This window comes from Aeromicrobium sp. Root236, assembly GCF_001428805.1.
GTDB lineage: Bacteria > Actinomycetota > Actinomycetes > Propionibacteriales > Nocardioidaceae > Aeromicrobium.
Window position 1 is genome coordinate 550,862 of record NZ_LMIS01000001.1, and the last position, 17,924, is coordinate 568,785.

The following is a 17,924-nucleotide window of genomic DNA, read 5'->3' on the forward strand; positions in this document are numbered from 1 at the left end:
GGCCGCGGTCGCGGTCGACTGGTCGTTCACTCCTGGGGGTTGCGGTTCTTGGCGATGGCCTCGGAGATCTGCTTGATCCGGCCGAGGCGTGCGTCCCACGTACGCCCGACGTCGTTGAGCTGGGCCACGGCGCGGGTGAACTGGGCCTGGTCGATGCGGTAGCGCTTCTCGCGGCCCGCTGCGGTGGCCTGCACCAGCCCGACCCGGTCGAGGACACCGAGGTGCTTCGCCACTGCCTGCCGGGTCACCGGAAGCTGTTCACTGAGCGACGTGGCCGTGCCGTCGCCGCGCAGCATCAGGTCGAGCATGCGTCGCCGCGTCGGATCACCGATCGCCGACCACAGGTCGTCGTCCACGGCAGTCGTCATGCCGCCTCCAGCCCTTCGGCGTACGTCTTGATGATCGGCACGAAGCGGTCCCAGCCCTCGCTGTGCGACAGGTAGCGCTCCTCGATCGCCGCGGCCTCCCAGCCACGCTCCCGGAACCCGGTCTCGCTGAACCTGAGCAGCGTTCCGGCGCCGGCCGGCTCCAGCTCGAACGTCACGAGGTTGGAGTTGCCTCCGACGGCGCTCTCCCCCGCCGGATGCGTCCAGCGGAAGCTGAACACCCGCGGCGGATCGGCGACGACGACGCTCAGCTGCTCGACATGCGCCCGAGGGTTCTCCCCGTCGGCCCACACCAGCTCGCTCGTCGATCCCGGCGCCGGCTCGAAGTCCGTCGACACGCTCCACCATTCCCGTACGTGCTCGGGCGTGCTGATCACCTCGAACACCACCTCCGGCGGTGCGTCGATGTGGATCTCGCGGTCGATGCTGGCGTACTCCATGCGTCCTCCTGATATAGCAACCATCGGTTGCGTATCAATCTAGCACCGGCCTGTCGCATGCGCAACCCTCGGTTGCACAAGGGTGCTGTCACATTCCGGGGCGCTGCGTCGTCACACCTTCAGACGAAGGATTCGACGACAAGAAGGGTGATGACGATGCGAGTGTTCGTGGCAGGTGGAGCAGGTGTCCTCGGGAGGCGACTGGTGCCGCAGCTCGTGGCGCGAGGTCACGACGTGACCGCGACGACGACGAGCGCCGCCAAGCTCGGGTTCCTCGACCAGCTCGGTGCGGACAGCGTCGTGATGGACGGACTGGACGCGGCCTCGGTCGCCGAGGCGGTCGCCAACGCCAAGCCCGACGTGGTCGTGCACCAGATGACGGCGATCGCCGGCAAGCCGGACATCAAGCACATGGACCGCTGGTTCGCCACCACCAACCGGCTTCGAACCGAGGGCACCGACCACCTGCTGGCCGCCGCAGCGGCCAGCGGGGTCTCCCACGTCGTCGCGCAGAGCTATGCCAGCTGGAACGGCGAGCAGTCCGGCGGCTGGGTCAAGACCGAGGAGGAGCCGCTCAACCTGATGCCGGGCACCGTGGCGAACCCCGGCATGAAGGCCATCCAGCACCTCGAGGAGTCGGTCCTCGAGGCGAACGGCGTGGTCCTGCGCTACGGCGGGCTGTACGGCCCCGGCGCCACCGACGACCAGGTCGAGCTGATCCGCAAGCGCCAGTTCCCGCTGGTCGGCTACGGCGCCGGCCACAGCTCGTGGGTGCATCTCGACGATGCGGCCAGCGCGACAGTCCTGGCCATCGAGCAGAAGGCCCGAGGGGTGTTCAACATCGTCGATGACGACCCGGCGCCCGCCAGCGAGTGGCTCCCCTACCTGGCCGAGTGCGCCGGCGCGAAGCGACCCATGAGCGTGCCGGTGTGGCTGGCACGCCTGCTCGCCGGCCCCGTCGCCGTGCTGATGATGACGGAGGGGCGCGCGTTCTCCAACGCCAAGGCCAAGCGTGAGCTCGGCTGGGAGCTGCGCTACCCGTCGTGGCGCCAGGGCTTCAAGGAAGAGCTGACATGAGCTGCGCCGAGGACGCCGTCGGCCGAGCCGAGCTCCGGATGATGCTGTGGGCCATGGCGTCCCGGATCAGCCGCAGCGACCCGGATCCTCAGTCGCGGTCGACCTGCGCGCCTGGCGTCGGCCGACGTCGCGAAGCCGTCAGGAAACCGGCTCCGCGATGAGCCGCAGGATGCGCTCCTCCGAGACCCCCAGCGCAGCGCTGACTCGCGCGATCCCCCACTCGTCGACGAGCTCGACGAGCGAGTCGCGGCGCAACGCCTTGACCATCTGGTTCATCGTCCGCAGCGTCTCGTGGACCGTGCCGAGCTCGTCGAGCCGTTCCCTGGGCGGCAGGTCGCGGAGCCATGCCTCGATCCGACTCCTGAGCGTCTCCATGTGATCGATGAGCTGGTGGTCAGTCATGGGTGCCTCTGCGAACGTGGGAGTGACGACATGTCTGCTACCGAGTCAACCACATGGCATGAGCTCGTCGGTACGCCCACGGCCGGTCTTCGCGACGACGCCGTGGCATGCTGGACGTACGACCTGAAGGAGTGATCCCGATGAGCGCCCGCGACCGCAAGAGGCATGAATATCGGTCGCGCCTGGAGGCCGAGGCTGCCGCGTCAGAGGGTCACGAGGACGACCAGGACGAGGCCGAGGCGCGCGAGAAGCGGCTCGCCAACCAGGCTCAGTGGGTCGAGCTCCAGGTCCAGCAGGCGATGCGGCGCGGCGAGTTCGACAACCTGCCCGGCACCGGCAAGCCGATCCCCGGCCTCGACGCACCGCACGACCCCGACTGGTGGCTCAAACGGCTCATCGAGCGCGAGCGCATCACCGGCGTGCTCCCGCCGGCGCTCGCACTGCGCACCGAGGACGCTCGTATGGACGAGACCCTCGATCACGAGACGACGCCTGAGGGCGTGCGCCGGGCCATCGAGGACTTCAACGCCCGCATCGTCGACGCACGCCGCCAGCTGCAAGGCGGTCCACCGGTCATCACGCCCCTGCGTGACGCGAACGTCGAGATCGCGGCGTGGCGGGAGCGTCGCGCCGCGCGGGTGGCGCAGCAGAAGGCCGTCCTCGAGCAGATCCGTCGCGACGAGGCCGCCGCGACTCCCCCGCCGTGGTGGCGCCGGCTCCTCGCCTGGCTTCGGCCCCAACGACGCCGCCTCATCTGACGCCGTCGGTGGCGACAGGCACACTGGGCTCATGGTCGCGGCGTCCCAGGTCTCCCTCAGCCGCGAGCTGCGGCTCGACTCCGCCGTCAACGTGCGACAGACCCTGGGCCTGCTCCGCCGGGGCAAGGGCGACCCGACGACGCAGCGCGACGGAGCACGTCTGTGGCGCACGAGCCGCATGGAGACCGGACCCGTCACCTACGTGCTGCAGCAGCCGGAGCCCTCGCTCGTACGCGCTGAGGCCTGGGGGCCCGGTGCTGCGGAGCTGCTCGACGGGCTGCGAGGTCTGGTCGGTGCCGAGGACGACCCGTCGGGATTCCGGCCCCAGCACCCCGTCCTGGCCGATGCGTTCCGCCGCCATGCCGGGCTCCGCGTGCCACGCACAGGCCGCGTCCTCGAGGCGCTGATCGCCGCGGTGATCGAGCAGAAGGTCGTCGGCCTCGACGCGTTCGCCGCCTGGCGCCGGCTCAACCTGCGATTCGGCGAGCCGGCGCCCGGTCCCGCACCGTCCGGCATGCGCGTCTTCCCCACCGCCGAGGAATGGGCTGCCATCCCCTCGTGGGACTGGCACCGTGCCGGCGTCGACCCCCAGCGCGCACGCACGGCCCAGGCGTGCGCCCGGGTGGGCCGGCAGGTCGATCGGCTCGCCACGACGCACCGTGACGACCATGGCGCCGTCTACCGGGGCTTGCGCAGCATCCCGGGGGTGGGCGTGTGGACCGCTGCTGAAGTGGGCAGCCGCGCTCTGGGCGACGCCGACGCCGTGCCGTTCGGCGACTACCACGTCGCCAAGGACGTCGGCTCCGCGCTGCTCGGCCACACGATCGACGACGCCGAGCTCGCCGAGGTGCTCGAGCCCTGGCGCCCTCACCGGTTCCGGGTCGTGCAGCTCATCCGCCTGAGCCCGTTCGCCACACGCGAGCGGCGCGGGCCGCGCATGCCACGCGTCGACCACCGACACATCTGAGGAGCCACGGAATGAATGCAGGTCGCAACCGGTTGATCCAGACATGACGACGACCGTGCAGGCCGTGACGCGCAAGCAGATCGACGCCGAGATCCGCAGTGCCCTTTCCGCGATCTACCTCGCCGCCTACGGCGATCCGAGCCTCCCCGAGAGCCAGCTCGACGCCGACAACTTCGTCAGCTCGACGATCCCCCGGCACTCGCGGCGCGCGGGCTTCCGCCTCATGCTCGCGACGACGGACGGCACGGCCTCCGGCTACGCCTACGGGTTCACCGGCAAGCGTGGTCAGTTCTGGAGCGACTGGCTCTCCGGTGCCGCCCCGGCCGACATCGTCGAGGCCTGGGTCGGCGACCACTTCGAGCTCGTCGACATCGTGGTCGACCCAGCGCACCGAGGTCAGGGCATTGCGGGCCTCCTGCACGACCACCTCGTCGAGGGACTGCCGCAGCAGAAGGCTCTCCTCGCCACCACTCCTGACGACGGCGCAGCAGCACGGCTCTACGGTGGCCGCGGGTGGCAGGTCCTCGTCCCCGGGATCGACGGTGACAAGGCGCTCTACGGCCTCGACCTCGCGGCCCGCACGGCCTGACCGTCCGAGCCCGCCCTAGAGTGGATCGGTGCCCTTGACGTCCCGTGTCCCTGCGTGGCTGCGGGTGGCGGCGGCGCTGTTTGCCGTGGGTTGGGGCGCCAACCAGTTCGCCGCGATGCTGCTGGTCTATCGCGAGCACGACGGCGCCTCCAGCGAGGCCGTGACCGCGCTGTTCGGGGCGTACGCGCTGGGGCTCGTCCCGGCGCTCCTGATCGTCGCGCCGATCTCCGACCGGATCGGTCGCCGCCGCGTCATGCGTCCCGTGCTCGTCCTGTCGTTCATCGGCACGGTCATCCTGCTGGTCGGCGGAGGACACCTCGGGGTGCTGCTCCTCGGCCGTCTCGTGGCGGGCATCGCGTCGGGGGCGGCATTCGCGCCGGGCAGCGCCTGGGTCAAGGAGCTGTCGGCTGACCGGCCGCCCGGCACGGGAGCCCGGCGCGCCGCCCTCGCGCTGTCGGCCGGCTTCGGCTCCGGACCGCTCGTCGCCGGCCTCCTCGGGCAGTGGCTGCCCGGCCCGACGGTGCTGCCGTACGTCCCTCACCTCGTGCTGATGGCCGGCGTCATCGTGCTCGCTTGGCACGCTCCCGAGCCGTTCGTGCCCAGGTCCGCGGACGAGACCCACCGCAGGTCGGAGGTCTGGCAGGCGATGCGCTCGCGTCCGTTCGTGCTCGGCATCACCCTCACGGCACCGTGGGTCTTCGGCGCCGCCGCCACGAGCTTCGCCACGATCCCGACCTTCGTCGACATCGGCGTGGCCCCCGTCGCCGTCACCGGTGCGCTGACCGGGCTCACGCTGTGGACCGGGGTTGCGGTGCAGCCGGTGGGCAAGCGGCTCCACGATCCACGCCTGATCATCGGCTCGGGTCTCGTTGCCGCCGCCGCGGGCCTGCTCGTCGGGCTGCTGCTGGCGTCGTCGGACGCCACGTGGCTCGTGGTGCCGGCGGCGATGCTGCTCGGCACCGCGTACGGGCTGATCCTGGTCGGCGGGCTGACGGCGGTCCAGAGCCTGGCCCACCCTGACGACCTCGGCACGCTCAACGCCGTGTTCTACAGCCTCACGTACGTCGGGTTCGCCGCACCCTTGCTCAGCACGTTGGCGCTCAACGCGATCTCACCCGAGCAGCTCATGCTCGGCGGGGTGCTGATGCTCGCGATCACCCTGCCGCTGGTGGTGCTGTCCCGGGCCAGGACGCCGGTCAGCGTCCCGGGCCAGCAGCGCCGATGACCGACACGACGTTGCCCGAAGGATCGGTGAACCACGCGATGTCGGGGCCGTTGCCCTTCATGACGCCGTCGTCGTCCTGCGGCATGCCGTCGTAGCGCTCGAACGTCACGCGTCGGCCCGCCAGCTCGCGCACGGCGGCCGAGACGTCGTCGACCGGCAGGTTGAGCACCGTGAACGACGCCGGCGAGTGCGCCTCGCCCTTGGGATAGACCAAGACCCGGTGACCGTCGCCCAGGTCGAGATGGAGCATGCCATCGGACTCCTCGACGTCGAGGCCGACGACGTCGCTGTAGAACGCCTTGGCTGCCGGGATGTCCGCGACGGAGAAGCCGCTGAACGGGGTGCCGTAACTGACCATGATGTGTGTCCTTTCGGTGCTCAGGTCGTCGAGACGATCGCCTCGGCGACTTCCGCGGGTTGACTCAGCGCGGCCAGGTGACCGCCCGGAACCTCGGTGACCTCGATGCCCAGTCGCTCGCGCGCCACGCGCTGCTGGAACGCGAACGGGAAGAACCGGTCGCTGCGGCCGGCCAGCACGGTGGTCGGGATGTCGGGCCAGGCGTCGAGCCCCCACGGTGTGGTGAAGACCGCGTCGGCCTCGCCGTACTCCTCGTCACCGAGCGCGGCGATCGTCTCGGCCGGTACGTCGTGCAGGAAGTAGGTCTCGATGTCGAAGTTGGCGTCGGGGTCACGACCCTCACGGATGTCGTTGTCGCGTCTGGCGTCTGCCGAGCCGGTGGCGTCCCACCACTGGCCTGCGGTCTCGCCCGGGAGCGGGACCATGGCGTTGAGCAGGACGATCCGCGATGCCGGCAGCCGGGCGGCCGCCCACGGGCCGCTGAACCCGCCGAGCGACTGGGCGACGATCACGACGTCGTCGAGACCTGCCGCCGCTGCCACGATCAGGTCGACATAGTCAGGCAGGCCCTTGGCGGGGTCGTCGCCGGGAAGGTCGACCGCGATGCTGGACAGCCCACGCTCGCTCAGCTCGCGGCGCACGAGGTCCCAGTAGGCCGCCTGGCCTCCGGCGCCGGGGACCAGGACATACGTCGGCTCAGCCATGTGCCGATCGTATGCCCCGCCTCCGACGCTATGGGGTCGCCAACGCCTCCGTCGGGGACAACCGGGACGCCCGGATCGCCGGGTAGAGGCCGGCGAGGCTGCCGATCCCCACCGTCGCGAGGATGCCTCCCGCCACGGCCCATGCCGGCACCACCACCGGCCAGTCCTGGTACGCCGCGTAGCCCGCCGTCACCACGGCACCCAGCACCGCGCCGCCCAAGCCGCCGAGCGTCGAGAGCAACAGCGACTCGGCGAGGAACTGCGTACGCACCTGGCCGCGGGTCGCGCCCAGCGACCGGCGCAGGCCGATCTCAGCGCGGCGCTCGAGGACCGAGATGACCATCGTGTTGGCGACGCCGACGCCGCCGACCAGCAGTGCGACGGCACCCAGGCCGAGCAGCAGACCGGTGAACGCCTCGCCGGCTGCCTTCTGCGCGGCGAGGGCGTCAGAGGGCCGGGAGACCTCGACCTCGTTGGGCTGCTCCGGGTTGGCCGTCGCGCCGAGCACCGACTGCACCTGCTCGACCTTGTCGGGGTCGGAGCGGGTGTAGACCGTCGTGGGATGCCCGTCGAAGCCGAGCAACGCCTTCGCGACCGACCAGCCGACGAGTGCGGCGGTGTCGAGCTCGGGTGCCAGCGGCGCCGGCTCGAGGATGCCGACGACCGTGAACCACTCGCCACCGATCAGGACCTTGGTGTCCGGCCCCGCGTGGCTGATCCCGAGGCGGTCCGCCGTCTTGGCGCCCAGCACCGTCGCGGGATAACGGCTGGTCGCGGCGTTGAGCCAGGTGCCGCTGCGCACGTCGACGCCGATGGCGGAGCGCAGGCTCGTGCGAGCGGCCAGCACGGAGATGCCGCTGGTCTCCGCCTCGTCGATCTTGTCGGTCCGGTAGACGTTCAGGTCGGACAGCTCACCGACGGCCGACACGGACTCGATGGGGCCGATCCGCGCCACCATCGACTCGGACTCGTCGGGCAGGGTGGCGTCGTCGCCGCCGAACGTCTGACCCGGCGTCACCGTCAAGAGGTTGGTGCCGAGCGCGTCGAGCTTGCGATCGAGCTCGGCCTGGGACGACGAGGAGATGCCGACGACCGAGACCATGGCGGCGATCCCGATCGCGATGCCCAGCGACGAGAGGAAGGCCCGCAGCGGACGCGTACGCAGCCCCACCGCGCCGACCTTGAGCACGTCCCGTGGCCACATCCGGGCGGGCGTGAGGACTGTCGCGGTCATACCGCCACCTCCGTGCGTGGACGGGCCGAGTCCTCGACGATGCGGCCGTCGAGCATCCGGACCTGTCTTGGGAGCGAGTCGGCGATCGCGTGGTCGTGGGTGATGATGACGACCGTCGTCCCCTCCGCGTTGAGCTCGCGCAGCAGGTCCATGACACCCGCGCCGGACACCGAGTCGAGCGCCCCGGTCGGCTCGTCCGCCAGCACCAGTGCCGGCTCACCGGCTACGGCTCGCGCGATCGCGACTCGTTGCTTCTCGCCGCCGGAGAGCTCGTGCGGCTCGTGATGAAGGCGATGGCCGAGGCCCACGCGCTCCAGCGCCTCGGCGGCGCGCTTGCGGCGCTGCGACTGGCGCAGCCCCGTGTAGAGCAGCCCGTCAGCGACGTTGTCCACCGCCGAGGTGCCCCCGGCGAGGTGGAACTGCTGGAACACGAAGCCGATGCGTCCGGCCCTCAGAGCAGACAGGTTCGCGTCGCTGAGCGCTGCGACGTCGTGGCCGTCGATCCGTACGCGCCCGGCCGTCGGACGGTCGAGCGTACCGACGACGTGCAGCATCGTGGACTTGCCGGATCCCGACGGTCCCACGATCGCGGCCAGCTCTCCGCGCCGGATGTGGAGCGACACACCTGCCAGTGCGGCGACACCGCCGGGATAGATCTTGGTGACCCCCTCGAGCGCGATCACTTGGGCATCCCCACGACCGTGCCGCGGGAGATGCCGTCGCCGGACACCTCGACCTTGCCGTCCGCGAACAGCCCGGTGGTGACCGGGACGTAGCTCGAGGTGCCGCCCTTGACGACCTCGAGACCGAACCCGCCCTCCTGCAGCGCGAGGAGCGCCGCGACCGGGACCGTCAGTACGTCCTTGCGCCGGTCGACCGTGAACGTCACGTTGACCGACGCCAGGGCGAACGGCGCAGACAGCTTCTGCGCCTTCCTGCCCGGGATGTCGACCGTGACCTCGACCTTGGTCTCGTCCTCCCCGTTGGGATCGTCCGACGGCTTCACGACCGTCGTGACGTCCGAGATGACCCCCTTGAGGGTCTCGCCGTTGGGCAGCTCGACGGTGACCTTGCCGCCCTTCTTGGCGAGCCTCTGGTCCTCGGTGTCGATCTCGACCGTCACGGCCTTCGACGTCCCGGTGAACGTCAGCACCTCCTGGCCCGGCGCCGTGGCCGAGCCCTCCTCCGCGGTCAGGCCGTCGATCCGGACCTTGGCGGGTGCGAACACCACGCTGCCGAGGGCGACGACCCCGGTCTCCTCGAGGCCACGGTCCTCCTGCCAGCGCTCGACGGCGGCGGCGGTGTTGGAGGTGAAGTCCTCGTCCACGTCGAAGCCCACGTAGCCCAGCGCCGCGAGGTTTCTCTCGAGCTGCTCGACGTCGGCGCCCTCGAACCCGTCCTTGAGCTCGCGGTACGCCGGCAACGAGCCGTACATCAGCGTCACCGGCACGTCGTCGACCTCGTACAGCGCCTCACCGCGCTTGACCGTGTCACCCACCGACGGCAGGTCCGTGACCGTGCCGGACAGTCGGCTGCTGGCCGTCGTCGCCGTCCCGTAGCCGAGCTCACCGGCGGTCGTGCTGGTGTCGAGCAGGGTCTCCCGCTTCACCGTGGTGGTGTTCGGCGGCAACGCCGTGTCGGCGCTGGCCTTGTTGCCGTCACCTCCGCCGAGCCCCACGACCGTCGCGGCAACCCCGCCGAGCACGACCACCGCGGCTCCGGCGATGGCAACCGTACGTGTCCGGCCGCGTCGTCGTGGTCGCTCATCACGCCTCGATCTCGCCGGACGCCGGATCGCGAGCCTCACTTCTTCTCGTCCTTCATCGACGGCCCGCCCATGTACTTCTGGCAGGCCTCCTGCGCCTTCTCGAAGTCCGGGTCCTCGGCAATGCCCTCGTCCATCCGCATCGCGCCGCCCTTGGGGTCCGGGAACTTCTCGACCCCGTGCTCGCGCATGCATTGCGAGAACTTCAGGGCGTGCTCGGTCATCTTCTTGCGGTCCGACTCGGAGATCTGCGGGAGGAACTTCTGGCACGCCTCCTGAGCCTTCTTCATCGTGCTCTCCTGGCCCGGGCCACCCTTGATCGTGATGCGGCCACCCTTCGGGTCCTCCATCTTGACCCCGTGCTCACGCATGCACTTCGCGAACTTGAGGCCCTGTGCGTCGCGGTCCTCCTTCGACGTGTCCTTCGAGTCCTTGGAGTCGCTCGAGTCCTTGCCGGTCGCGCTGGCCACGCCGTCGTCGTCGGACCCGCTGCCTGAGCCGCACCCGGCGAGGATCAGGGTCAGGCCGAGCAACAACGCCGCCAGCAAGGTGTGTGTTCGCTTCATGGGTTCCTCCGTGCCGTCCGGCCGGTGGATCCGACCGTTGTCGAACCCATCGAACGCGGGCCTGAGTTTCCTCTGTGTTTCCGCGCGAACGGCGTCGTGCGGCGCTCCCCCGTCGCTAACGTCGAGGAAACGCGGGCTCCCGGACGATGGCGGGAGCCGACGAAGGAGCAGGTATGCGCGTACTGGTGGTGGAGGACGAGCCGAGGCTCGCCGACGCGATCGCCGAGTGGTTGCGGGACGAGTCCCATGCCGTCGACATCGCGCACGACGGGTCGGCGGCGCTCGAACGGCTGACCGTCAACGACTACGACGTCCTGGTCCTCGATCGCGACATCCCCGTCATCCACGGCGACGAGGTCTGCCGGCAGATCGTCGCGTCGCCCGCTCCGACGCGCGTGCTGATGCTCACCGCGGCCGCCGAGATCACCGACCGGGTGATGGGGCTCGGCATCGGCGCCGACGACTACCTGACCAAGCCGTTCGCGTTCCAGGAGCTGGCAGCCCGCGTGCTCGCGCTCGGCCGCCGCTCACGACCCGCGGCTCCCCCGGTGCTGCGCCGCGGCGAGGTGACGCTCGACCCCTCGCGTCGCGAGGTGTTCCGGGGTGACCGCTACGTCCCGTTGTCCAAGAAGGAGTTCGCGGTGCTCACCGAGCTCCTGCGGGCCGACGGTGGCACGGTCTCCGCCGAGCAGCTCCTGGAGAAGGCATGGGACGAGAACGCCGATCCGTTCACCGGCGCAGTCAGGCTCACGATCCACAAGCTCCGGCGCAAGCTCGGCGAGCCCTCACTCGTCGACACGATCACGGGAGTGGGGTACCGGATCTCATGACGGTCATGCACGTACGCCGACTGCTCCCCCAGCGCATCACGCTCCGCGCCCGGTTGACGCTCATCTACGGCGGCCTGTTCTTCGCCGCCGGGATCGTCCTGCTCGGCTCGACGTACGCGTTGTTCCACCAGCAGATCAGCAGCGGCGGGAGCGTCAGGTTCGCCTCACTCGGCCCCGGCGAGTCCCCGCCGACGATCGGCAAGGGCACCACCGTGACGGCCAACGGCGACACGTTGACGGGTGGCGACGCCGAGAAGTTCCTCGTGAGCGAACGCAGCCGGATCGAGAACGCGGCGACGACCTCGCTGATCACCCAGGGCGGCATCGCCTTGGCGATCGTCGGCGGCGTGGCCGTCGGGTTCGGCTGGCTCATCGCCGGGCGCACGCTTGCGCCCTTGCGCCAGGTCACCGAGACCGCCCGACGTATCGCCGCCGCACCGGTGGCCGAGCGCGGCCTGCACGAGCGGATCGCCCTGCGCGGGCCGGATGACGAGGTCAAGGACCTGGCCGACACGTTCGACACGATGGTCGAACGCCTCGACCGGTCGTTCGCAGGGCAGCGCCGGTTCGTCGCCAACGCCTCGCACGAGCTCCGTACGCCGCTCACGCTCAGTCGCGCGATGGTCGAGGTCGCGATGCACCGCAAGTCCGCATCCCCGGACCTCGTTCAGCTCGGTGACGACCTGCTGGAGATCAACGGCAGGCACGAGCGGCTCATCACGGGTCTCCTGCTGCTGGCCAGCAGTGAGAACGAGGTCATCCAGCAGGCGCCCGTCGACCTCGCCGATGTCGTGGAGCACGTCGTCGCCGACACCGCTCGCGAGGCGGACGCGACCGGGGTGGTGGTCACCGAGGACCTCGACGAGACCGTCGTCAGTGGCGATGCCCTGCTGCTCGAGCGCCTCGTCCAGAACCTCGTCGAGAACGGCATCCGGCACAACGTCGCGGCTGACGGGTGGGTCAGGGTGACGACCCGCATGGGCAACGACGCCACGGTGCACCTCGAGGTCAGCAACACCGGACCCGACGTGCCTCCGTACGACATCCCGATGCTGTTCGAACCGTTCCGCCGGCTCGACAACGACCGGCTCGCGACGGCCAAGGGTGCCGGACTCGGGCTCTCGATCGTACGGTCGGTGGCCGCCGCGCATCAGGGCGACGTGGTCGCCGAGCCGCGGCAAGGCGGCGGGCTGGTCGTCAGGGTCACCCTGCCGGCCGCGACCGACGCCTGACGGCTACTCGAACGGAGCGGGATCGCCGGCGCCGACGCGTACGACCTCGGCAAACCCGTCGGAGAAGTCGACGACCGTCGTCGGCTCGGCGATGACGTCGGCGCCCGACTCGATGACCGCGTCGACCTGCCCGTCGAGTGCATCGGCGATCTCCCACGCCGTCGTCATGGGCTCCGCGCTGCCCGGCAGGATCAGCGTCGTGGAGAGCATCGGCTCCCCGAGGGCGGTCAGCAGCGCCGTGACGATCTTGCTGTCAGGGATGCGTACGCCGACGGTCTTCTTCTTCTCGTGGAGCAGCCGCCGGGGCACCTCGCGGGTCGCCGGCAGGATGAACGTGTAGGGCCCGGGCGTGGCCGCCTTGACCGCACGGAAGATCGCATTGTCGACGTGGACGAACTGGCCGAGCTGGGCGAAGTCCTTGCACACCAGCGTGAAGTGGTGCTTGTCGTCGAGCTGTCGGATCGTGCGGATGCGGTCGAGGGCGTCCTTGTTGCCGAGCTGGGCGCCGAGCGCATAGCCGGAGTCGGTCGGATAGGCGATGAGCCCACCGTCCTGGATCACGGCCGCCGCCTGGTCGACCGATCGCTGCTGGGGGTTGTCGGGGTGGATGTCGATGAAGCGGGGCATAGAAGTGAGGCTAACCCCACTGGCCGGACATGACGAAGGGCCGCGCACGAGGTGCGCGGCCCTTCGCCTCAGCTATTTGAAGATGCTGTATCCCCCTGGCCCGACGAGGCACGCGACGACCAGCAGGACGATGCCGATCAGAATGTCTCCGCGGACGAGACGCAGGACTCCGTAGATCGCGATGATCGCCGCAATGATCCACAAGATGAACGCCATGGGTTTTCCCTCTCTTCAGTGGTGACGGTGGCCACCGCAGAAAGCACTACCCCAGTCCCGGTCTGCTCAATCACGCGTGATGTGACCTGGATCACGTGTTTGCGTTCCGTCATGCGGACAGTTCGCCACGTGCTGGGACGGCACACAGGGGCGACCTATTCTGGAGCGCGGACGATGACCGTTCGACGACCGGAAGAGGTGAGCAGCATGGCCCCCACGGTGCTCACCCTTGCCGAGCGGCGCCAGCAGCAGATCGCCCACGACGAGGAGCGTACGGCTCACCTGTCGTCGCGCGAGTCGATGCTCGCGCCGAGGCGCAGCAACGACGAGCTCAAGGCCGTCGCCGAGGCCGCCCAGGCACGGTTCGCCGAGTCCGACACCGCCGAGATCCTGGCCTGGGTCGCCGAGGAGTTCGGCTACCGCACGGCCGTCGCGTGCTCGATGGCCGATGCCGTCCTCCCCCACGTCGTGGCCAGCCACCTCCCGTGGGTCGACACACTGTTCCTCGAGACCGGCTACCACTTCGCCGAGACGATCGGCACGCGCGACGCCGTCGAGTCGTCCATGCAGCTGACGATCGTCGACGTCAAGCCGCGCCGCCGCGTCGCCGAGCAGGATGCCGAGTTCGGCGAGAAGCTCTACGAGCGCGATCCCGCCCTGTGCTGCCAGATGCGCAAGGTCGAGCCGCTGCACGACACGTTGCAGGGCTACGAGGTGTGGATCACCGGTGTGCGCCGCGACGAGTCGCCGACGCGCGCCAACACCCCGTTCGTCACCTGGGACGACAAGAACGGCCTGGTCAAGGTGAACCCCCTGGCCGCATGGTCGTTCGACGACCTGCTGGCGTACGCCGACGACAACGACGTCATCGTCAACCCGCTGGTCAACGACGGCTACCCCTCGATCGGGTGCGCGACCTGCACCCGCCGGGTCGCGCCCGGCGAGGACCCGCGGGCCGGCCGCTGGGCGGGGCTCGACAAGACCGAGTGCGGCCTGCACGCCTGATCCCCTGCACCAGACTCACGCAAAGGCACCGATGACCCTGACCGACGAACGCCGTCTCACCCAGCTCGAGTGGCTGGAGTCCGAGGCGATCCACATCATCCGTGAGGTCGCTGCCGAGTTCGAGCGCCCCGTGCTGCTGTTCTCCGGCGGCAAGGACTCGGTCGTGATGCTGCACCTCGCGGTCAAGGCGTTCTGGCCTGCGCCTGTGCCGTTCCCGGTCATGCACGTCGACACCGGCCACAACTTCCCCGAGGTGCTCGCGTTCCGCGACGCCACCGTCGAGCGCCTTGGCCTGCGGCTCGAGGTCGCCAGCGTGCAGGACTACATCGACGACGGCCGGCTGCGCGAGCGCAGCGACGGCACCCGCAACCAGCTGCAGACCCAGCCGCTCCTCGACGGCATCACGCAGCACAAGTTCGACGCGGTGTTCGGCGGCGGCCGGCGTGACGAGGAGAAGGCCCGCGCCAAGGAGCGGGTGTTCTCGCTGCGCGACGAGTTCGGCCAGTGGGACCCGCGCAACCAGCGGCCCGAGCTGTGGAACCTCTACAACGGCAAGCACCGTCCCGGCGAGCACGTACGCGTGTTCCCGCTCAGCAACTGGACCGAGCTCGACGTCTGGCAGTACATCGGCGCCGAGGACATCCAGCTCCCCGAGCTCTACTACGCCCACCAGCGCGAGGTGTTCGAGCGCGACGGCATGCTGATCAGCGTCAGCGACGTGTCACAGCCGCGCGAGGGCGAGACCGTCGAGAAGCGCCAGGTGCGCTACCGCACGGTCGGTGACATGTCCTGCACCGGAGCCGTCGAGAGCGACGCAGTGACCGTGGACGACGTGATCGTCGAGGTCGCCGCCACGCGACTCACCGAGCGGGGTGCGACCCGGGCGGACGACCGCGCCTCCGAGGCAGCCATGGAAGACCGCAAGAAGGAAGGCTACTTCTGATGAGGACGCTGCTCCGCCTGGCGACCGCTGGCTCGGTCGACGACGGCAAGTCCACCCTCGTCGGGCGCCTCCTGTACGACTCGAAGTCCGTGCTCGCCGACCAGTTCGACGCGGTCGAGCGGGTCAGCCGTGACCGCGGCCTCGCCTCCGCCGACCTGGCCCTGCTGACCGACGGGCTGCGCTCGGAGCGCGAGCAGGGCATCACGATCGACGTGGCCTACCGCTACTTCGCGACCGCCGAGCGCTCGTTCATCCTGGCCGACTGCCCCGGGCACGTGCAGTACACCCGCAACACCGTCACGGGCGCGAGCACCGCGGACGTGGTCGTGCTGCTGGTGGACGTACGCCACGGCATCCAGGAGCAGACCCGCCGCCACCTCGCCGTCGCGTCGCTGCTGCGCGTCCCGCACGTGATCGTCGTGGTCAACAAGATCGACCTCGTCGAGTTCGACGAGGCGACCTACAACCGGGTCTCCGACGAGGTCCTCGAGTCGGCTCGCAGCCTCGGCCTCTACGACGTCGCCACGATCCCGGTCTCCGCCCTCGACGGCGACAACGTCGTGGACCGCTCCGACCGTACGCCGTGGTACGACGGGCCCAGCTTGCTGTCGTACCTCGAGCAGCTCTCCCCCGTCGGCTCGCCGCAGTCCGAGCCGCTGCGGTTCCCCGTCCAGCTCGTGATCCGGCCCCAGTCGGCCGCCGGCGACGAGTTCCGCGACTACCGCGGCTACGCCGGCCAGATCGCCTCAGGCCTCGTCCGCGTCGGTGACGCGGTCACGGTGCAGCCGAGCGGTCGTACGAGCACCGTCACCGGCATCGACTTCGCCGGCAAGGAGCTCACCGAGGCGTTCGCCCCCCAGTCCGTGACGCTGCGGCTCGCGGACGACATCGACATCTCGCGCGGCGACCTGCTGGTGACGTCCCGCAGCGTCCCGCCCGTCACGCAGGACATCGACGGCACGATCGCCTGGCTCGCGGAGGGCGCCCTGGTGCCGGGCACCAAGGTGCTGCTCAAGCACGGCACCAAGACCGTCCAGGCCATGGTCAAGGGCATCGGCGGCAAGCTCGATCTCGACAACGCGCAGCTGCTCCCCGCCGAGTCGCTGGGCCTCAACGACATCGGCCACGTGACGCTGCGTCTGGCCGCGCCGATCCCGGCCGAGGAGTACATCCACGCCCGCGGCACCGGCGCGTTCCTGCTGATCGACGCGCAGGACGGCGGCACGCTGGCTGCCGGCATGGTCGGCGATGCGCTGCTCGACACCAAGGCGGCCGTGGACGCGATCGGCGAGACTACAGTTCTCGTATGACCTCGGGCTCGAACGGAAGCTTTCCGCTCACCCTTCGTGTGGCCGGCCGCAAGGTCGTCGTCGTCGGTGGCGGGCACGTCGCCACCCGCCGTACGCTCTCGCTGCTCGACGCGGGCGCCCGCGTCGTCGTGATCGCGCCGGTCGTCTCGGACTCGCTCGCCTCGTCGATCGACCGGGGCGAGGTCGAGTGGGTCGCCCGGACGTACGAGAGCGGCGACCTCGACGGCGCCTGGCTCGTGCAGACGGCGACCGCCGACCCGGCTGTCGACGGGCAGGTCGCCGACGACGCCGAGGCGCTCCAGCTCTGGTGCCTCAAGGGCGGCGACCCCGACCACGCGACCGCCTGGTCGCCCGCTGTCGCCCGCGTCGACGACGTCACGGTCGCGGTCAGCGGAGGCGGCGACGCCGGACGCGCTGCCGCGCTGCGTGACGGCGTGGCTGCCGCCTTGCAGTCGGGTGATCTCCCGCTGCGGCACCGCACGCATCACCCCGACGGCTTCGTCGCGCTCGTCGGCGGCGGGCCCGGTGACGCCGGCTTGCTGACGACTCGTGGCCGACGGCTGCTGGCGGAGGCCGACGTCGTCGTGATCGACCGCCTCGCCCCGCACGGTGTGCTCGCGGAGCTGTCGCCCGACGTCGAGGTCATCGACGTCGGCAAGAAGCCGGATCACCACCCGATCCCCCAGGACGAGATCAACGCGATCCTGGTCGACCGCGCCAAGCAGGGCAAGATCGTCGTCCGGCTCAAGGGCGGCGACCCGTACGTCTTCGGCCGCGGCGGTGAGGAGCTCATCGCGTGTCGCGACGCCGGCATCCCGGTGGAGGTCGTGCCGGGAGTCACCAGCGCGATCGCCGTTGCGGCCGCGGCCGGCATACCGGTCACGCATCGCGGTGTCTCGCGCGGCTTCACCGTCGTCACCGGCCACGAGTCGCTGGCCGACCTCCCCCGCAATCGGGCCCACACCATCGTCATGCTGATGGGCGTCAAGCGGCTCGCCGAGACCGCCGACGAGCTCATCGCCGCAGGTCACGACCCGGAGACACCGGCCGCGCTCGTCGAGAGCGGCTACAGCGACGGCCAGCGGGTGACGGTCGGCACGCTGTCGACGATCGCCGAGCGTGCCACCGCCGTCGGCGCCGAGCCGCCGGCCATCACGATCCTCGGCGACGTCGTGACCCTCTCCCCCGCCTGGCCCGGCACCTGACACCCAGCCCCCGGCCAGACCCCCGCGATCTGTGACGTTGGAGGCGTGTCCCGTCGTGGGAAACGCCTCGTTCGTCACAAATCGC

The 17,924-nt window shown here is 70.2% G+C and carries 22 protein-coding genes; 11 read left to right on the plus strand and 11 right to left on the minus strand.

The window, feature by feature from the left end; translation table 11 throughout:
• Nucleotides 1–26: 26 nt before the first annotated feature.
• Both ASE12_RS02805 and ASE12_RS02810 read right to left on the minus strand, forming a co-directional pair.
• Nucleotides 27–368: a winged helix-turn-helix domain-containing protein gene (locus tag ASE12_RS02805; protein WP_056396665.1), complete on the minus strand. Its 342-nt coding sequence runs from the start codon at nucleotides 366–368 to the stop codon at nucleotides 27–29.
• Entirely contained in the window at nucleotides 365–826 is a 462-nt protein-coding gene (locus ASE12_RS02810) for an SRPBCC domain-containing protein (RefSeq protein WP_056396667.1), read from the minus strand. The genes ASE12_RS02805 and ASE12_RS02810 overlap by 4 nt, the downstream gene beginning before the upstream one ends.
• 150 nt (nucleotides 827–976) lie before the next feature.
• On the opposite strand from ASE12_RS02810, the gene ASE12_RS02815 reads away from it, so the two are divergent.
• A complete protein-coding gene (locus ASE12_RS02815) occupies nucleotides 977–1,903 on the plus strand; it encodes an NAD(P)-dependent oxidoreductase (RefSeq protein WP_235508829.1) in 927 nt (308 codons plus the stop codon).
• A gap of 138 nt (nucleotides 1,904–2,041) precedes the next feature.
• Here the strand turns inward: ASE12_RS02815 and ASE12_RS02820 are convergent, their stop codons facing one another.
• Complete coding sequence (locus ASE12_RS02820; protein WP_056396671.1) at nucleotides 2,042–2,305, minus strand: hypothetical protein; 264 nt, start codon at nucleotides 2,303–2,305, stop codon at nucleotides 2,042–2,044.
• Nucleotides 2,306–2,445: 140 nt separating this feature from the next.
• Here ASE12_RS02820 and ASE12_RS02825 point away from each other — a divergent pair, with 140 nt between their 5' ends.
• The 4 genes from ASE12_RS02825 to ASE12_RS02840 are packed head-to-tail and all read left to right on the plus strand — an operon-like array spanning nucleotide 2,446 to nucleotide 5,844.
• Nucleotides 2,446–3,063, plus strand: a complete 618-nt coding sequence (locus tag ASE12_RS02825) for a DUF1992 domain-containing protein (protein ID WP_056396674.1) — start codon at nucleotides 2,446–2,448, stop codon at nucleotides 3,061–3,063.
• 31 nt (nucleotides 3,064–3,094) lie between these two features.
• Nucleotides 3,095–4,030 (plus strand): DNA-3-methyladenine glycosylase, encoded by a 936-nt coding sequence (locus ASE12_RS02830; protein WP_056396677.1) that lies wholly within the window; start codon nucleotides 3,095–3,097, stop codon nucleotides 4,028–4,030.
• A gap of 43 nt (nucleotides 4,031–4,073) precedes the next feature.
• Entirely contained in the window at nucleotides 4,074–4,619 is a 546-nt protein-coding gene (locus tag ASE12_RS02835) for an N-acetyltransferase (RefSeq protein ID WP_056396680.1), read from the plus strand.
• A 28-nt stretch (nucleotides 4,620–4,647) separates the two neighbouring features.
• Nucleotides 4,648–5,844, plus strand: a complete 1,197-nt coding sequence (locus tag ASE12_RS02840; protein ID WP_157412789.1) for an MFS transporter — start codon at nucleotides 4,648–4,650, stop codon at nucleotides 5,842–5,844.
• Here ASE12_RS02840 and ASE12_RS02845 read toward each other — a convergent pair.
• From ASE12_RS02845 to ASE12_RS20480, 6 genes are all read right to left on the minus strand, one after another.
• Complete coding sequence (locus ASE12_RS02845; RefSeq protein WP_056396686.1) at nucleotides 5,816–6,202, minus strand: VOC family protein; 387 nt, start codon at nucleotides 6,200–6,202, stop codon at nucleotides 5,816–5,818. The two genes, ASE12_RS02840 and ASE12_RS02845, sit on opposite strands and share 29 nt — an antisense overlap.
• 20 nt (nucleotides 6,203–6,222) lie before the next feature.
• The gene (locus ASE12_RS02850; protein WP_056396689.1) at nucleotides 6,223–6,906 is read right to left on the minus strand and encodes an alpha/beta fold hydrolase; all 684 of its coding nucleotides are present in this window, start codon (nucleotides 6,904–6,906) and stop codon (nucleotides 6,223–6,225) included.
• Nucleotides 6,907–6,934: 28 nt separating this feature from the next.
• The gene (locus ASE12_RS02855) at nucleotides 6,935–8,140 is read right to left on the minus strand and encodes an ABC transporter permease (RefSeq protein ID WP_056396691.1); all 1,206 of its coding nucleotides are present in this window, start codon (nucleotides 8,138–8,140) and stop codon (nucleotides 6,935–6,937) included.
• On the minus strand, nucleotides 8,137–8,823 hold the full coding sequence (locus tag ASE12_RS02860; protein ID WP_056396695.1) for an ABC transporter ATP-binding protein: 687 nt from the start codon (nucleotides 8,821–8,823) through the stop codon (nucleotides 8,137–8,139). The genes ASE12_RS02855 and ASE12_RS02860 overlap by 4 nt, the downstream gene beginning before the upstream one ends.
• A complete protein-coding gene (locus ASE12_RS02865) occupies nucleotides 8,820–9,851 on the minus strand; it encodes an efflux RND transporter periplasmic adaptor subunit (RefSeq protein WP_235508830.1) in 1,032 nt (343 codons plus the stop codon). The genes ASE12_RS02860 and ASE12_RS02865 overlap by 4 nt, the downstream gene beginning before the upstream one ends.
• Nucleotides 9,852–9,943: 92 nt before the next feature.
• Nucleotides 9,944–10,471 (minus strand): hypothetical protein, encoded by a 528-nt coding sequence (locus ASE12_RS20480; RefSeq protein WP_056396697.1) that lies wholly within the window; start codon nucleotides 10,469–10,471, stop codon nucleotides 9,944–9,946.
• 173 nt (nucleotides 10,472–10,644) lie between these two features.
• On the opposite strand from ASE12_RS20480, the gene ASE12_RS02875 reads away from it, so the two are divergent.
• Together ASE12_RS02875 and ASE12_RS02880 are read left to right on the plus strand one after the other, a co-directional pair.
• Nucleotides 10,645–11,301 (plus strand): response regulator transcription factor, encoded by a 657-nt coding sequence (locus ASE12_RS02875; protein ID WP_056396700.1) that lies wholly within the window; start codon nucleotides 10,645–10,647, stop codon nucleotides 11,299–11,301.
• A complete protein-coding gene (locus ASE12_RS02880) occupies nucleotides 11,298–12,533 on the plus strand; it encodes a HAMP domain-containing sensor histidine kinase (RefSeq protein ID WP_235508831.1) in 1,236 nt (411 codons plus the stop codon). The genes ASE12_RS02875 and ASE12_RS02880 overlap by 4 nt, the downstream gene beginning before the upstream one ends.
• Before the next feature lie 3 nt (nucleotides 12,534–12,536).
• On the opposite strand, the gene ASE12_RS02885 is transcribed toward ASE12_RS02880, so the two are convergent.
• Together ASE12_RS02885 and ASE12_RS20310 are read right to left on the minus strand one after the other, a co-directional pair.
• On the minus strand, nucleotides 12,537–13,160 hold the full coding sequence (locus ASE12_RS02885; RefSeq protein WP_056396703.1) for an L-threonylcarbamoyladenylate synthase: 624 nt from the start codon (nucleotides 13,158–13,160) through the stop codon (nucleotides 12,537–12,539).
• A 72-nt stretch (nucleotides 13,161–13,232) separates the two neighbouring features.
• Complete coding sequence (locus tag ASE12_RS20310) at nucleotides 13,233–13,376, minus strand: GPGG-motif small membrane protein (protein WP_200935476.1); 144 nt, start codon at nucleotides 13,374–13,376, stop codon at nucleotides 13,233–13,235.
• Between the two features lie 300 nt (nucleotides 13,377–13,676).
• Here ASE12_RS20310 and ASE12_RS02890 point away from each other — a divergent pair, with 300 nt between their 5' ends.
• Genes ASE12_RS02890 through cobA form a run of 4 tightly spaced genes read left to right on the plus strand, consistent with a single transcriptional unit; the run spans nucleotide 13,677 to nucleotide 17,839 of the window.
• A complete protein-coding gene (locus ASE12_RS02890) occupies nucleotides 13,677–14,381 on the plus strand; it encodes a phosphoadenylyl-sulfate reductase (RefSeq protein ID WP_056404488.1) in 705 nt (234 codons plus the stop codon).
• Between the two features lie 31 nt (nucleotides 14,382–14,412).
• Entirely contained in the window at nucleotides 14,413–15,324 is a 912-nt protein-coding gene (cysD, locus tag ASE12_RS02895) for a sulfate adenylyltransferase subunit CysD (RefSeq protein ID WP_056396707.1), read from the plus strand.
• The gene (locus ASE12_RS02900; RefSeq protein ID WP_056396711.1) at nucleotides 15,324–16,634 is read left to right on the plus strand and encodes a sulfate adenylyltransferase subunit 1; all 1,311 of its coding nucleotides are present in this window, start codon (nucleotides 15,324–15,326) and stop codon (nucleotides 16,632–16,634) included. The genes cysD and ASE12_RS02900 overlap by 1 nt, the downstream gene beginning before the upstream one ends.
• Nucleotides 16,631–17,839 carry a uroporphyrinogen-III C-methyltransferase gene (gene cobA, locus ASE12_RS02905; RefSeq protein WP_056396714.1) on the plus strand — a complete coding sequence of 403 codons (1,209 nt, stop codon included), beginning with the start codon at nucleotides 16,631–16,633 and terminating at the stop codon, nucleotides 17,837–17,839. The genes ASE12_RS02900 and cobA overlap by 4 nt, the downstream gene beginning before the upstream one ends.
• The last annotated feature ends 85 nt before the right edge of the window (nucleotides 17,840–17,924 follow it).

Excerpts from the sequence above, each read along its gene's own strand:
- ASE12_RS02885 (WP_056396703.1), bottom strand. The coding sequence starts at position 13,160 with ATGCCCCGCTTCATCGACATCCACCCCGACAACCCCCAGCAGCGATCG.
- ASE12_RS02815 (WP_235508829.1), top strand. The coding sequence starts at position 977 with ATGACGATGCGAGTGTTCGTGGCAGGTGGAGCAGGTGTCCTCGGGAGG.
- ASE12_RS02850 (WP_056396689.1), bottom strand. The coding sequence starts at position 6,906 with ATGGCTGAGCCGACGTATGTCCTGGTCCCCGGCGCCGGAGGCCAGGCG.
- ASE12_RS02825 (WP_056396674.1), top strand. The coding sequence starts at position 2,446 with ATGAGCGCCCGCGACCGCAAGAGGCATGAATATCGGTCGCGCCTGGAG.
- cysD (WP_056396707.1), top strand. The coding sequence starts at position 14,413 with ATGACCCTGACCGACGAACGCCGTCTCACCCAGCTCGAGTGGCTGGAG.
- ASE12_RS20310 (WP_200935476.1), bottom strand. The coding sequence starts at position 13,376 with ATGGCGTTCATCTTGTGGATCATTGCGGCGATCATCGCGATCTACGGA.
- ASE12_RS02875 (WP_056396700.1), top strand. The coding sequence starts at position 10,645 with ATGCGCGTACTGGTGGTGGAGGACGAGCCGAGGCTCGCCGACGCGATC.
- cobA (WP_056396714.1), top strand. The coding sequence starts at position 16,631 with ATGACCTCGGGCTCGAACGGAAGCTTTCCGCTCACCCTTCGTGTGGCC.
- ASE12_RS02880 (WP_235508831.1), top strand. The coding sequence starts at position 11,298 with ATGACGGTCATGCACGTACGCCGACTGCTCCCCCAGCGCATCACGCTC.
- ASE12_RS02830 (WP_056396677.1), top strand. The coding sequence starts at position 3,095 with ATGGTCGCGGCGTCCCAGGTCTCCCTCAGCCGCGAGCTGCGGCTCGAC.
- ASE12_RS02855 (WP_056396691.1), bottom strand. The coding sequence starts at position 8,140 with ATGACCGCGACAGTCCTCACGCCCGCCCGGATGTGGCCACGGGACGTG.
- ASE12_RS02890 (WP_056404488.1), top strand. The coding sequence starts at position 13,677 with ATGCTCGCGCCGAGGCGCAGCAACGACGAGCTCAAGGCCGTCGCCGAG.
- ASE12_RS02805 (WP_056396665.1), bottom strand. The coding sequence starts at position 368 with ATGACGACTGCCGTGGACGACGACCTGTGGTCGGCGATCGGTGATCCG.
- ASE12_RS20480 (WP_056396697.1), bottom strand. The coding sequence starts at position 10,471 with ATGAAGCGAACACACACCTTGCTGGCGGCGTTGTTGCTCGGCCTGACC.
- ASE12_RS02900 (WP_056396711.1), top strand. The coding sequence starts at position 15,324 with ATGAGGACGCTGCTCCGCCTGGCGACCGCTGGCTCGGTCGACGACGGC.
- ASE12_RS02835 (WP_056396680.1), top strand. The coding sequence starts at position 4,074 with ATGACGACGACCGTGCAGGCCGTGACGCGCAAGCAGATCGACGCCGAG.
- ASE12_RS02810 (WP_056396667.1), bottom strand. The coding sequence starts at position 826 with ATGGAGTACGCCAGCATCGACCGCGAGATCCACATCGACGCACCGCCG.
- ASE12_RS02845 (WP_056396686.1), bottom strand. The coding sequence starts at position 6,202 with ATGGTCAGTTACGGCACCCCGTTCAGCGGCTTCTCCGTCGCGGACATC.
- ASE12_RS02820 (WP_056396671.1), bottom strand. The coding sequence starts at position 2,305 with ATGACTGACCACCAGCTCATCGATCACATGGAGACGCTCAGGAGTCGG.